Source organism: Chlorobaculum thiosulfatiphilum (genome assembly GCF_006265165.1).
Classification (GTDB): Bacteria; Bacteroidota; Chlorobiia; order Chlorobiales; family Chlorobiaceae; genus Chlorobaculum; species Chlorobaculum thiosulfatiphilum.
Map to the genome: position 1 here is coordinate 68,818 of NZ_VDCH01000004.1, position 13,511 is coordinate 82,328.

The 13,511-nt window shown below is 60.1% G+C and carries 10 protein-coding genes; 9 read left to right on the forward strand and 1 reads right to left on the reverse strand.

Going from position 1 to position 13,511, the window contains the following annotated elements:
- The first annotated feature begins 21 nt into the window (after positions 1–21).
- The 6 genes from FGF66_RS03345 to FGF66_RS03370 all read left to right on the forward strand — a co-directional run bounded on the left by FGF66_RS03345 (position 22) and on the right by FGF66_RS03370 (position 6,975).
- Positions 22–348 carry an HPF/RaiA family ribosome-associated protein gene (locus tag FGF66_RS03345; protein ID WP_139456341.1) on the forward strand — a complete coding sequence of 109 codons (327 nt, stop codon included), beginning with the start codon at positions 22–24 and terminating at the stop codon, positions 346–348.
- 77 nt (positions 349–425) lie between these two features.
- The gene (gene hprK / locus FGF66_RS03350; RefSeq protein ID WP_139456291.1) at positions 426–1,454 is read left to right on the forward strand and encodes an HPr(Ser) kinase/phosphatase; all 1,029 of its coding nucleotides are present in this window, start codon (positions 426–428) and stop codon (positions 1,452–1,454) included.
- Positions 1,441–3,210, forward strand: coding sequence for a peptide-binding protein (locus tag FGF66_RS03355; protein WP_246046540.1), 1,770 nt, complete (start codon positions 1,441–1,443; stop codon positions 3,208–3,210). The genes hprK and FGF66_RS03355 overlap by 14 nt, the downstream gene beginning before the upstream one ends.
- 4 nt (positions 3,211–3,214) lie before the next feature.
- The gene (locus FGF66_RS03360) at positions 3,215–4,180 is read left to right on the forward strand and encodes an ABC transporter permease (RefSeq protein ID WP_139456292.1); all 966 of its coding nucleotides are present in this window, start codon (positions 3,215–3,217) and stop codon (positions 4,178–4,180) included.
- A 19-nt stretch (positions 4,181–4,199) separates the two neighbouring features.
- A complete protein-coding gene (gene ruvB / locus FGF66_RS03365) occupies positions 4,200–5,240 on the forward strand; it encodes a Holliday junction branch migration DNA helicase RuvB (protein WP_139456293.1) in 1,041 nt (346 codons plus the stop codon).
- Positions 5,233–6,975: a tetratricopeptide repeat protein gene (locus FGF66_RS03370; RefSeq protein ID WP_139456294.1), complete on the forward strand. Its 1,743-nt coding sequence runs from the start codon at positions 5,233–5,235 to the stop codon at positions 6,973–6,975. Before ruvB ends, FGF66_RS03370 begins: the two co-directional genes overlap by 8 nt.
- A gap of 34 nt (positions 6,976–7,009) precedes the next feature.
- Here the strand turns inward: FGF66_RS03370 and nifJ are convergent, their stop codons facing one another.
- Positions 7,010–10,564 carry a pyruvate:ferredoxin (flavodoxin) oxidoreductase gene (gene nifJ, locus FGF66_RS03375; RefSeq protein WP_139456295.1) on the reverse strand — a complete coding sequence of 1,185 codons (3,555 nt, stop codon included), beginning with the start codon at positions 10,562–10,564 and terminating at the stop codon, positions 7,010–7,012.
- A 257-nt stretch (positions 10,565–10,821) separates the two neighbouring features.
- Here nifJ and rlmB point away from each other — a divergent pair, with 257 nt between their 5' ends.
- From rlmB to gcvPA, 3 genes are all read left to right on the forward strand, one after another.
- Positions 10,822–11,595, forward strand: a complete 774-nt coding sequence (gene rlmB, locus FGF66_RS03380) for a 23S rRNA (guanosine(2251)-2'-O)-methyltransferase RlmB (protein WP_139456296.1) — start codon at positions 10,822–10,824, stop codon at positions 11,593–11,595.
- 116 nt (positions 11,596–11,711) lie between these two features.
- Positions 11,712–12,095 carry a glycine cleavage system protein GcvH gene (gene gcvH / locus FGF66_RS03385; RefSeq protein WP_139456297.1) on the forward strand — a complete coding sequence of 128 codons (384 nt, stop codon included), beginning with the start codon at positions 11,712–11,714 and terminating at the stop codon, positions 12,093–12,095.
- Between the two features lie 29 nt (positions 12,096–12,124).
- Positions 12,125–13,459, forward strand: coding sequence for an aminomethyl-transferring glycine dehydrogenase subunit GcvPA (gene gcvPA / locus FGF66_RS03390; protein WP_139456298.1), 1,335 nt, complete (start codon positions 12,125–12,127; stop codon positions 13,457–13,459).
- Positions 13,460–13,511 lie beyond the last annotated feature (52 nt).

Sequence of the window (13,511 nt, forward strand, 5' to 3'; positions counted from 1 at the left end):
ACTCTTTCAAGGGAGGCAGGTATGACAAACTCAGTTACCGGTGATGCGGTTACCGTCAAGGTTACTCTTCGTCATTCCAACAATCACGGAAGCATAGAAGACTACGCGCGTGATGCGGCTTCGGGACTTTTGAAGTTTTATGCAGGTGCGTTCCATTGCCATGTCATTCTCGATCATCAGAAAAATGATCATGACCAGAACAAGCTGGCCGAAATCACCGTTCATGTGCCCCAGCACGATTTCGTGGCCAGAGAGTCGGCGCCTACCTATGAACAGGCGATAGACAACTGTATCGATGTCCTGGAACGGCAGCTCAAGAAATTCAAGGAAAAGCAAAAGAACATCTGAAATATGTCGTTGTAACAGGGTCAGCAAGCTGACCCTGTTACGGTATGGGGCTTCCAGAACACCATGATCCGCCGAGCATGAATTTTGACCAGAAGGGCCTGAAGAAGCGATCGATCACGGTCGCCTATTTTTTTGAAAACATTCAGAAGCGATTCGATATCAAGTTCCGGCCTCTCAACGAGGTCGATGGCCAGAAACGGCGCATCCATGAACGCGATCTCCATCGTCCCGGCCTGGCCATAACGGGCTTCACCAAACTGTTTACCTACAAGCGGGTACAGATTCTCGGCAACACCGAAACGCGCTACCTGAACCATTTGTCGCCGGAGCAGCGCCGGTCGGCTTTCGCCGAGTTCGTCAAGTTCAGGATGCCGTGCATCATTCTGACCAGCAACAACAAGCTCGATCAGGAACTGATCGACATGGCCACCAGCGCCGGGATTCCGGTGTTCATCACGCGGTGCTCATCGACCAAGACCATCTATCACATCACCGATTTTCTCGATGAAGAGTTCTCGCTCTACCAGCAGTACCACGGCTCGATGATCGATGTCTATGGCGTCGGCGTGCTCCTGACCGGCAAAAGCGGTCTCGGCAAGTCGGAAATCGCGCTCGATCTGGTCGAACGGGGTCACGGCCTGGTGGCTGACGACGTCGTGGTTGTCAAGCGCAAGGGAGAGACCAAGACGCTGGTTGCGTCGCGCAACAATATCATCGACCACTTCATGGAAATTCGCGGTCTTGGCGTCGTCGATGTGCGAGCCAACTTCGGCATCCGGGCGATTCGCGATTCCAGGGAGGTGCAGGTGGTTGTCGAGCTGCTCGAATGGAGCCGGGAGGTCGAATACGAACGGCTCGGACTCGACCAGAAAACGGTTAAACTTCTCGGCGTCGATTTGCCGCTGGCGCAGCTTCCGATCTTTCCCGGCAAGAACATCACGGTCATCATCGAGGTGGTTGCGCTCAACTTTCTCCTCAAGCGTTACGCCGGATACGTGCCTGCCGAAGCGCTGACCGAGAGGATACGCAACGTTATCAACAAGGATCGCGCCGAAGCGCCCGTTCCGACAATCATTTCCGAAGAGTATGATGATGAAAACGAATAAACGCCTCTACCGCCTCTTGTCGATTTCGCTGCTTGCGACCTCAACGCTCTTGACGGCCTGCTCGAAGTCCGGCGGTAAGGCGGGCGCGCTTTCGGGCGCAGCCAGGGACAGTACGCTGGTCATCGGAATGCTCGGCGACGCCGATTACCTCAACCCCGTCATCGGGGCGTCGCTCACGTCGAGCGAGATCACCGGGCTGATCTATCCCGGCCTGCTCCAAGGCGAGTTCGATACCAAGACCGGCCTGTTGAACTACCTCGCGCTCGAAAAGCGCTTGCGCCCCTCCTCCGGCCCGGACGAGAAGTCGCCGAAGGGGGCGCTGGCTCGAACCTGGACGATGTCGCCCGACCATCGCTCCATTACCTACACTCTCCGCGCCGACGCGAAGTGGGCCGACGGCCAGCCGGTGACGTCGCGCGACTTCAAGTTCGTCTACCGGCTCTACGGCAATCTGGTGATCGCCAGCCCTCGCCAGCAGTTCCTCTCCGAACTGGTTGGTGCGGACAAGGGTGCGGTCGATTTCGACAGGGCGATCGAGACGCCCGACGACACCACGCTGATTTTCCATTTCTACAAACCGGTGCCGGAGCATCTCGCCCTTTTCCACACTTCGCTGACGCCGCTGCCGGAGCATCTCTGGAAAAACGTCAAGCCGCAGGAGTTCCGCGAGTCGAAGCTCAACCAGCAGCCTGTTGGCGCGGGGCCGTACCGCCTGGCGGCGTGGAACAAGCAGCAGTCGCTGACGCTCTCGTCGAGCGCCTCCTGCAACCTGCCCAAGCCGGGCAACATCAAGCGCATCATCTACCGCATCATTCCAGACTACACCGTCCGGCTCGCGCAGCTCCAGACGGGCGACGTCGATGTGGTCGAAAACGTCAAGCCGGAGGATTTCGCCGCTGTGCAGAAGGCCAATCCGAATGTCGATATCAAGACCATCGGTCTGCGGGTTTACGATTATGTCGGCTGGCAGAACATCGACGGCGAGTACTACAACAGTACTGGCAAGGCGCGCCCGCATCCGCTCTTCGGCGATCCCGCCGTGCGCCGCGCGCTGACTTTCGCCATCGACAGGCAGTCGATCATCGACGGCTATCTCGGCGACTACGGCGTTATCGCCAAAACCGATATTTCGCCCTCGCTGAAGTGGGCCTACGACGATTCGATCAAGCCGTACGGTTTCGATCAGGCGCAGGCGGTCAGGCTGCTCGAACAGGCGGGATGGCTCCCCGGCCCCGACGGCATCCGGCAGAAGAGCGGCAAGCGTTTCAGCTTCTCGCTCTACACGAACGCCGGAAACGCCCGCAGGAACTACGCCTGCGTCATCATCCAGCAGAACCTGCGCCAGATCGGCATCGACTGCAAGATCGAAATTCAGGAGTCGAACGTCTTTTTCCAGAATTTGCAGGAGCGCAAGCTCGGCGCGTGGATGGCGGGATGGGCGATTGGTCTCGAAATCGATCCGCTCGACGTCTGGGGTTCCGACCTGAAAAAGAGCCGCTTCAACTTCCCAGGCTTCATCAATCCGAGGATCGACCAGCTCTGCGAGCTTGCCAAGAGCAAAATGCGCACCGAGGAGGCCCGCCCCTACTGGATCGAGTACCAGAAGATTCTGCACGAGGAGCAGCCGATCACCTTCCTGTACTGGATTCGCGAGACGCAGGGATTCAGCAAGCGCATCCAGGGGGCGAAGCTCAATATCTCCGGAACCTACTACAACATCGACGATTGGACGCTGAAACCGTCAATCGCGCCGTAACGACATGCTCAGATACATTCTCAAACGGCTCCTGATCGCCGTGCCGCTCATCTTCGGGGTGCTGACCCTGACCTTCTTCATTATCCGGCTCGCGCCGGGCGATCCGGCGGCGTTCTTCATCCAGCCGGGCATCAGCCCCAACGTCGCCGAGCAGATTCGCCAGCAGTACGGGTTGAACGATCCGCTGCCGGTGCAGTACGTCAAGTGGCTCGGCAACGTGCTGCACGGCGATTTCGGACGCAGCTTCAGCCGCGCCCAGCAGCCGGTGATCGAGGTGATTGCCGAGGCGCTGCCGGTGACGATGACCATCGCCGTCCTGACGCTCGTGGCCAACTTCGCCTTCGGCATCATCATCGGCGTCATCTCGGCGGTCAAACAGAACAGCTTTCTCGACCGCTTCCTGACCGTCACGGCGCTCTTCTTCTACTCGATGCCGGAGTTCTGGCTCGCCCTGATGATGATTATCCTCTTCGCCCTGAAGTGGCCGCTTTTCCCCGTCTCCGGCCTCAACGAAATCGGTGCGGAGAGCTACGGCGCGTTCGGCTTTGTCATGGACAGAATCTGGCATCTCGCCCTGCCGGTGACGGTGCTCAGCATCAACGGTTCCGCCGGAATCGCCCGCTACGTGCGGGGCAGTATGCTGGAGGTGATCCGGCAGGACTACGTTCGCACGGCGCGGGCCAAGGGTCTCAGCGAACGGGTGGTGATTCTCAAACACGCGCTACGCAACGCGCTCCTGCCGGTGGTCACGCTGATGGGCAGTTCGCTGCCGTTCATTTTCAGCGGCGCGCTTTTCATCGAGGTGATCTTCGCTTTCCCCGGCATGGGGCGCGTGACGGTCGAGGCGATCTTCGCCCGCGACTATCCGCTGATTATCGCCAACACCTTCGTCTCCGGCACGATGATCGTCTTCGGTAATTTGCTGGCCGACGTGCTCTACGCCGTGGTCGATCCGAGGATCAAACTGTGAATCAAAATGGTGAGCCTGAGTGAGGATTGAAGCGTTGAATACCGCACCCGACGCGACGGAAGTCCGCTTCGAGGAGCAGATACGGCCGCAAAAGATGGGCGATTTCGCCGGTCAGAAAAAGCTGACCGACAACCTGAAGGTGTTCATCACCGCGGCGCGCAAACGCGGCGAAGCGCTCGACCACGTGTTGCTCTCCGGCCCGCCCGGCCTCGGCAAGACCACGCTTGCCCACATCATCGCCGCCGAGATGGGCGGCGGCATCAAGATCACCTCCGGCCCGCTCATCGACAAGGCGGGCAACCTCGCCGGTCTCTTGACCAGCATGAAAAAGGGGGACATCCTCTTTATCGACGAAATCCACCGACTCGCCCCGGCGGTCGAGGAGTACCTCTACTCGGCGATGGAGGACTACCGCATCGACATCCTGCTTGACAGCGGCCCGGCGTCGCGGGCGGTGCAGCTCAAGCTCGAACCCTTCACGCTGGTTGGCGCGACCACGCGGGCAGGTCTGTTGACCTCGCCACTCCGGGCGCGATTTGGCATCAACAACCGCCTTGACTACTACACCCCCGAGATTCTCCAGGGCATCATCGTCCGCGCGGCGGGCATCCTGAACATCGGCGTCGAAGAGGACGCGGCGATGGAGATCGCCCGCCGCTCGCGCGGCACCCCGCGCATCGCCAACCGCCTCTTGCGCCGCGCGCGCGATTTCGCGCAGGTGGCGGGGGACGTCTCGATTTCGCTCGCCGTGGCGCGCCACACGCTCGAATCGCTCGAAATCGACGAAGGAGGCCTGGACGACATGGACAAGAAAATCCTCGAAGCGATCGTGCGCAAGTTCAACGGCGGCCCTGTCGGCGTGGCTTCGCTCGCCGTTTCGGTGGGCGAGGAGCAGGATACCATTGAGGAGGTCTATGAACCCTATCTCATCCAGGTTGGCTACCTCGCCCGGACGCCACGGGGTCGCGTCGCTACCCGGCTCGCTATGCAACGCTTTTCCCATCCGGGCATCTCCGGCCAAGGGCCGCTCTTCGACGCCGCCGAAGGTCGCGATGGATAGGCCCTGTCGCATCGGCGCGTTCCGGCGGCGTCTCTGGCTGCTGGCGTTCCTCGCAGGCGCGGCGCTGTCGGCGCTCCCGGCAAAGGCGTCGGTTAGCCGGGACAGTACTGCGCCTGATTCCGCCGCCGATACCGCGCAAGACCTCCTGCCTGACTATGTGCAGGGACTCATTCTCGACATGAAGGGGGACTACTGGGGAGCCATCGATACTTTCCGGAAGGTTATGGTCAAGCGTCCCGCAGATGCCGCCGTAAAGTATTCGATCTCCAAAGCTTACTTCCGCTTGGCGGTGCTCGATTCGGCGAAGGTATATGGCGAAGCGGCCGTCAGGCTCGATCCTTCAAACAGGCACTATCTCAGGTATCTTGCAGGTGTCGCCCATGACATGAAAGAGTACGACCGGGCGGCGGAGCTGTTCGGCAAGGCCTCGCTTCTCGAGCCTGACCGCACAGAGATCATGTATCTGCAAGGGCTTGAATACCTTGCGGCAAACCGGCTGGAGCAGGCGCTCGAAGTGTTCGAGAAAGCTGCACGGATCGATCCGTACAACGAAGCCGCCCTGACGCAAACCCTGACGCTGGAGATAGGTCTCAAGCGCTACACAGAGGCTATCAATACGGTGACAAAGCTGCAAGGGCTTCGCGGAAGCGACCCGAGACTCAGCATCACGCTTGCCGAACTCTATGCAAAAACCGGGCAGGAGGCGCTGGCCGTTGAGACGCTCCGGGAGTTGGCGGCGGCCGACCGTGGCAATATCGCTTACCGTATCGCTCTGTTCGACCACTACATCAGAGCCGGGCGCAATGACGAATTTCAGCGTGAGTTGACGGCGTTTCTCGACACGTCATCGTTGCCGCCGGAGACGCTGCACGATTTTGCGAAGCTCTATATTTCGCGCTCCGGCAAGGATTCGCTCTATGTCGGTCCGGCCCGTGTTTTGCTCGACGAGCTTATTGCAAGGCGTTCTCGCGACAGCGAACTGTTCATGCTGAAAGGGATGTACGGTACGATGCACGGACGCCAGGCGGAGGGCGTTGCCTTGCTCGGCAAGGCCGTTCAGCTCGATTCCGGCAATGCGACAGCGTGGGAATATCTGATCACTGCCCAGTTTGAACTTGGCGGGAAGCGCAAGGCGTTCGAGCTTCTGGCGCAAGCCCGGCGGCGGCTTCCCCGGCAGTGGCTGCGGTGGAGCGCCATTGAGGGGCATCTGCTGCTCTTTTCCAATGCGCCGAGGCGGGCGGTCGCCGTGCTCGAAAGGGTCGTTACGGCCAGCCCACAGCCTCGTGACCAGAATTTCCTGATCCAGGTCAACACCAATCTGGCGATGGCGTATGATCTTCTCGGCATGAAAAAGCGCTGCCGCGCGGCTTATGAGCGGGTGATCGCGCTCGATCCGCACAACACCCTCGCCATGAACAATCTCGCCTATCTGCTCGCTGAAGAGGGTATCCGGCTCCGTCAGGCGCTCCGTCTGGCCACCAACGCCGTGATGCTCGAACCGGACAACGGCGTCTATCTCGACACGCTCGGCTGGGTGCACTACAAGCTCGGCAACCACGAGCTTGCCCGGCAGCTTCTCGAAAAGGCGATCGCCACCGGGGTGGATGAGGCTGAGGTCTATCGCCACCTCGCCGAGGCGTACCGGAAACTCGGTTATGAAGCCAAAGCGCGGGAGATGCTGGAGAAGGCGAAATTTGTGAAGAAAAAAGAGAAGAACAAAAAAAGCGGCCAGTGACCGCTTTTTTTGTTGATGCTCTTCGAGCCTCTTATCATTCACCTTCAACCGAACGATTGGCCAGATGTTCGTAGTGGGCCCAGCGGGCGTCCACCTCTTTCTGGATCGCTTCGAAGTACTGTTTGGCGAGCGCCGGATGAGTTTTCTTCAGCATTCTGAAGCGGTTCTCCATGTTCAGGAACTGCTCGACCGGGATTTTCGGCTTCTTCGAGTCGAGCATCAGCGGATTCAAGCCCTCCTTGCGCCTCTCCGGATTGTAGCGGTAGAGCAGCCAGTGGCCGGAATCGACCGCCGCTTTCTGGTGCTCCAGACCCGCCGCGAGGTCGAAGCCGTGCGCGATGCAGTGCGAGTAGGCGATGATGATCGACGGGCCATCGTACGCCTCGGCTTCGAGGAAAGCCCTCAACGTCTGCTCGTCACGCGCGCCCATGGCGACGCTGGCCACGTAGGCGTTGCCGTAGGACATCGAGATCAGGCCGAGATCCTTCTTCGTTGCCGTGCGGCCCGCTGCGGCGAACTTGGCGACAGCCGCTTTCGGCGTGGCTTTCGAGGCCTGACCGCCAGTGTTGGAGTAAACCTCCGTGTCGAGCACGAGCAGGTTGACGTTCTTGTCCGACGCGGTGACGTGGTCGAGACCGCCGTAACCGATGTCGTAGGCCCAGCCGTCGCCGCCAACTGCCCAGACGCTCTTCTTGACCAGCATGTCGGCCACGGCGAGCAGGTTTTTCGCTTCAGGCGACTTCATCTGCAGGAGTTTTTCTTTCAGCACGGCCACGCGCTCGCGCTGCTCGAAAATCTCCGGCTCGCTGTTCTGCGAGGCTTCGAGAATGCCGGTAGCGAGCGTCTCGCCGATTTCACCGGCAAGCCTCTTGACCAGCTCGAGCGCATACTGCTGCTGCTTGTTGATGGAAATCCTGAAGCCGAGCGCAAATTCGGCGGTGTCCTCGAAGAGCGAGTTCGACCACGTTGGCCCGAGACCCTGCGGGTTCGACGCATAGGGCGTGGTCGGCAGGTTGCCGCCGTAGATCGACGAGCAGCCGGTGGCGTTGCCGATGACGAGCCGGTCGCCGAAGAGCTGGGTCATCAGCTTGACGTACGGTGTTTCGCCGCAGCCGGAGCAGGCGCCCGAGAACTCGAAGAGCGGCTGCTGGAGCTGCTGCTCCTTGATGAGCTTCGGATTGATCTTGTTGCGGTCGAACTCCGGAATGTCGATGAACCAGCTCCAGCAGGCGGCTTCGCTCTCGCGCAGCGGAGCCTGCTCGTGCATGTTCAGCGCCTTGCGTCCCTCGACCTGTTTGTCCTTGGCCGGGCAGACGTTGACGCAGAGCTGGCAGCCGGTGCAATCTTCGGGAGCCACCTGAACGGTGTAGCGCATCCCTTTCCAGTTGGCGGCCTTGGCTTCGAGGCTCTTGAAGGTCTCCGGCGCGTTTTCGAGGTGCTCCGGCTCATAGACCTTGATGCGAATGGCTGCGTGTGGGCAGACCATCGAGCACTTGCCGCACTCGATGCAAAGCTCGGGCACCCAAGCCGGAATCTCCATCGCCAGGTTGCGCTTCTCGAACTTCGCGGTGCCGACCGGGTAGGTGCCATCGGCAGGCAGTTCGCTCACCGGCAGGCAGTCGCCCTCGCCGGCAATGATCTTTGCCAGCACGTTGCAGACGAACTCCGGCGCGTCGCCGACGATGGGAGCGCGCAGCTCTTTCGTGCTGTCGGCTACCGCGCCGATCATCACTTCGTGCAGGTTGGCCAGCGTGTTGTCAACCGCCTTGATGTTTTGCTGAACGATTTCGTCGCCCTTCTTGCCGTAGGTCTCGCGGATCGCCTCCTTGATCTTCTCGATCGCCTCTTCACGCGGCAGCACGCCCGAAATGGCGAAGAAGCAGGCCTGCATGATGGTGTTGATGCGCTGGCCCATGCCGCTTTCGTGGGCGACCTTGTAGGCGTCGATGGTGTAGAGCTTCGCCTGCTTGTCGATCAGGCGCTGCTGCACGAGGCGCGGCAGCTTGCTCCACACCACTTCCGGCGAATAGACCGAGTTGATGAGCAGTGTGCCGCCCTGCTTGAGGTTTTTGGCCACGTCGATCATTTCGAGGAATACCCAGTGGTGGCAGCCGACGAACTGGGCCTCGGTGATGAGGTAGGTCGAGCGGATCTGCTCAGGCCCGAACCTCAGGTGCGAGGTGGTTATCGAACCAGCTTTCTTGGAGTCATAAACGAAGAAGCCCTGCGCGTAGTTGTCGGTGTTCTCGCCGATGATCTTGATCGAGTTCTTGTTCGCGCCGACCGTGCCGTCAGAACCGAGGCCGTAGAAGAGCGCGCGGAAGACCGAGTCCGGCTCGATCGAGAACGTTTCGTCGTAGGCTAGGCTGGTGCGGGTTACGTCGTCGTCGATACCAATGGTGAAGTGGTTCTTCGGCGTCTCTGCCTTCATGTTGTCGAACACACCCTTGACCATCGCCGGGGTGAACTCCTTCGACGACAGGCCGTAGCGTCCGCCGACAACTTTGGGCATCGAGACACATTTGCCGTCCTGGTACGACTCTGCGACGGCGTTGATGACGTCAAGGTAGAGCGGTTCGCCAGCGCTGCCCGGTTCCTTGACGCGGTCGAGCACCGAGATCGACTTGACGCTCGACGGCAGCGACGCGATGAAGGTCGCCACGTCGAACGGTCTGTAGAGACGCACCTTGACCAGACCGACCTTTTCGCCCTGGTTGTTCAGGTACTCGACGGTTTCGAGAGCGGTTTCGGCGCCAGAGCCCATCATGATGACGATGCGGTCGGCATCCGGAGCACCATAATACTGGTAAAGCTTGTAGCTGCGGCCGGTCATCTCGGCGAACTGGTCCATCGCCTTCTGGGTGATCGACGGGCAGGCGTTGTAGAAGCTGTTGACGCTCTCGCGCGCCTGGAAATAGACGTCCGGGTTCTGCGAGGTGCCGCGGATGATCGGCTCGTCCGGCGACATGCGGCGCATCCGGTGAGCGATCACCAGGTCGTCGTTAATCATCGAGCGGATTTCGGCGTCCGAGAGTACCTCGATCTTGGAGATTTCGTGCGACGTGCGGAAACCGTCGAAGAAGTGCAGGAAAGGCACCCTCGATTCAAGCGTGGCGGCCTGCGAAATCAGTCCCATGTCCATCACCTCCTGCACCGAGCAGGACGCGAGCAGCGCGAAGCCGGTGCCCCTGACCGCCATCACGTCACCGTGGTCGCAGAAGATCGACAGCGCCTGGGCGGCCAGCGAACGGGCCGACACATGGATCACGCAGGGCGTCAATTCGCCAGCGATCTTGTACATGTTCGGGATCATCAGGAGCAGACCCTGAGCAGCGGTAAAGGTGGTCGTCAGCGCGCCGGTCTGCAGGGCGCCGTGAACGGCAGCGGCAGCGCCGGCCTCGCTCTGCATCTCATCGACGAGCGGTACGGTTCCCCAGATGTTTTTCACATCGACAGCCGCCCAGGCATCGGAGTACTCTCCCATCGGAGAGGCCGGGGTAATCGGGTATATCGAAATGACTTCATTGGTGCGATAGGCGACATGAGCAAGAGCTTCATTCCCCTCCATTGTCTTGAATGTCCGGGTCATACGATCAATAACTGGATTATGATTGATGGGACTGCGCGATCCTCGATGGGTATAACTACGAAGGAACAGGAAAAGTTACGTTCGCAGGTAAGGAAAAGTTCGAGAGTGCTTTCAAAGATAGGAAAAAAAACTAATATAACGATTCAATCACGAGTACTATTATAGCCCTTCTTCTTCGATGCGCGTTTTTGCACGACTGACGGGGGCTTGTGAGATGCTTTCGGGCGCAACTCAGGAAATTCAAACCCTCCCTATTTTTGGACAGAACAGACCACGCCGAAATCCCGGCTCCGGAACCTCAGGAACAGGTCGTCTATGGCCGCAATGCCGTCATCGAGCTGTTGCAGTCAAAGCCTGAGAGCGTCGAGAAGATTTACCTCCAGTTCAACACGACTCATCCCAAGCTCAAGGAGATCATCATCACGGCCCGCCGCCTGAAGATTCCCTGCGGCAAGGCGCGCATGGAGAAGCTCACGCTCATCGCCGGTACGGCCAAAAACCAGGGCGTCTGCGCGCTTCTGACCAGCGTGACCTTTTACACGCTCGACGAGGTGCTCGCCGCGCCGCGCAACAGTTCGCCGCTGCTCGTCGTCTTGCAGGGTCTCGAAGATCCGCACAACGTCGGGGCGATCATCCGCACCGCCGAGGCGGTGGCTGCCGACGCGGTCATCATGATCGATGGCAAGGGAGCGCCGATCAGCGCGACCGTGCACAAGGCATCGGCGGGCGCACTGTCGCACATGCGCGTCTGCAAGGTCAAAAGCGTGGTCAAGACGCTCGACCTGTTGCGCGAGCGTGGATTCAGCGTCGTTGCCGCCGACATGGAGGCCGAGCACAACCACACCGACTTCGACTGGACGCGCCCGACGGTGCTCGTCATGGGCGCGGAGGGCAGCGGCCTCGGCTCGGAGACCCGCAAGCGCTGCGACCAGATCGTGCGCATCCCGATGGCCGGCTGCGTCGAGTCGCTCAACGTCAGCGTGGCCGCCGGCGTCATGCTCTACGAAGCCATGCGCCAGCGGCTGGGGTGAGGGGAGCCAGATCGGTCTGATCCGTTCAATCCGGCCGATCTTTTCTTCTCCTGAAAAAATGTTACCTTGAACATCATTTGTTCACTACCTCAAAGCAACTTAAATCGCGTTCCGCCATGAACATCCCGGACAATCTCCGCTATACCAAAGACCACGAATGGCTCCAGCTTCTCGATGACGGCGTGACCGCTGTGGTCGGCATCACCGATTTCGCGCAGTCCGAACTTGGCGACATCGTGTTCGTCGAAACCAAAGCTGTCGGCACGAAGGTCGCGGCGCACGGCGCGTTCGGTACCGTCGAGGCGGTCAAGACCGTGGCCGACCTGTTCGCTCCGGTGGCGGGCGAGATTGTCGAGGTCAACGGTGCGCTCGACGATGCGGCGGTTGTGAACTCCGATCCTTACGGCGAAGGGTGGATAGTCAAGATGAAGCTCGACAACGCTGCCGATGTCGAGTCGTTGCTCTCTCCGGCGGACTACAGCGCCCTGATCGGCGAGTAAGATTTTCAACTGAATTTCAATACGCAACCATGCCTTTCATTGTCAATACCGATGCCGAGCGGGCCGAGATGCTGCGCGAAATCGGCGTCGAGAATTTCGAGGCGCTGATCGCTGACATTCCAGAAGAGATTCGCCTCAAAAAGGCGCTCGACCTCTTTGCCGCGATGGGCGAGCCGGAGGTGAAAAGTCTGCTCGAAAAGATGGCGTCGAGCAACGCCGCAACCTGCGATCATGTGAGCTTCCTCGGCGCGGGCGCTTACGACCATTTCATTCCCGCCGCCGTCAAGGCCATCGCATCCAGAAGTGAATTTTACACCGCCTACACGCCCTACCAGGCCGAGGTGTCGCAGGGCACCTTGCAGGCGATTTACGAATACCAGAGCGCCATGTGCCGTCTGTACGGCATGGACGTGGCCAACGCCTCGATGTACGACGGCGCGAGCGCGCTGGCCGAAGCGGCGCTGATCGCCCTGAACGTCACCGGGCGCAACGGCATCGTGGTGGCGGGCAAGCTGCATCCCTACACCAGCCAGGTGCTCGAAACTTACCTCGAAGCTGCTGGTGACCGGCCCATCGTGCAGAATGGCATCGAGAACGGCATCGGCAGCGTTGCCTCGCTCGAAGCGCTGGTTTCGTCCGAAACCGCCGCAGTGATCGTGCAGCAGCCGAACTTCTACGGCTGTCTCGAAGAGGTCCAAGCGATCGGCGAGATCGCCCGCAAGCACGGAGCGCTCTTCATCGTCTCCGCCGATCCGGTCTCCCTCGGTGTGCTCGAAGCGCCGGGCAACTACGGCGCGGACATCGCCGTCGGCGAAGGCCAGTCTGTCGGCAACGCCCAGAGCTTCGGCGGGCCGTACCTCGGCATTCTGACCGTCAGCCAGAAATACGTGCGCAAAATTCCGGGTCGTCTGGTCGGCATGACCAAAGACAAGGATGGTAACGACGGTTTCATCCTGACGCTCCAGACCCGCGAGCAGCACATCCGCCGCGAGAAGGCCACCTCGAACATCTGCTCCAACCAGGCGCTCTGCGCGTTGCAGGCGGTGGTGCACCTGTCGCTGCTCGGCAAGGAGGGAATTCGGGAGGTCGCCAACCGCTCGATGCAGAAGGCGCACTACCTGGCCGACCGCATCACGGAGCTTGCAGGCTATTCGCTGAAGTTCAGCGCGCCGTTCTTCCGCGAATTCGTGGTCGAAACGCCCGTTCCGGCCTCGACGATCATCGAGCGTATGCTTGAGAAAAATGTATTCGCAGGCGTCGATCTCTCGGCTTGGGGCGAAGATGGCTTGCTCATTGCCGTCACCGAAAAGCGCACGAAGGACGAACTCGACAGCTTCGTCAGCGAACTCGCTTCGCTCGGCTGAAAAGCCTCGCGTATAAAAAAAGCCGCTCAAAGAAGCGGCTTTTTTTGTTCTG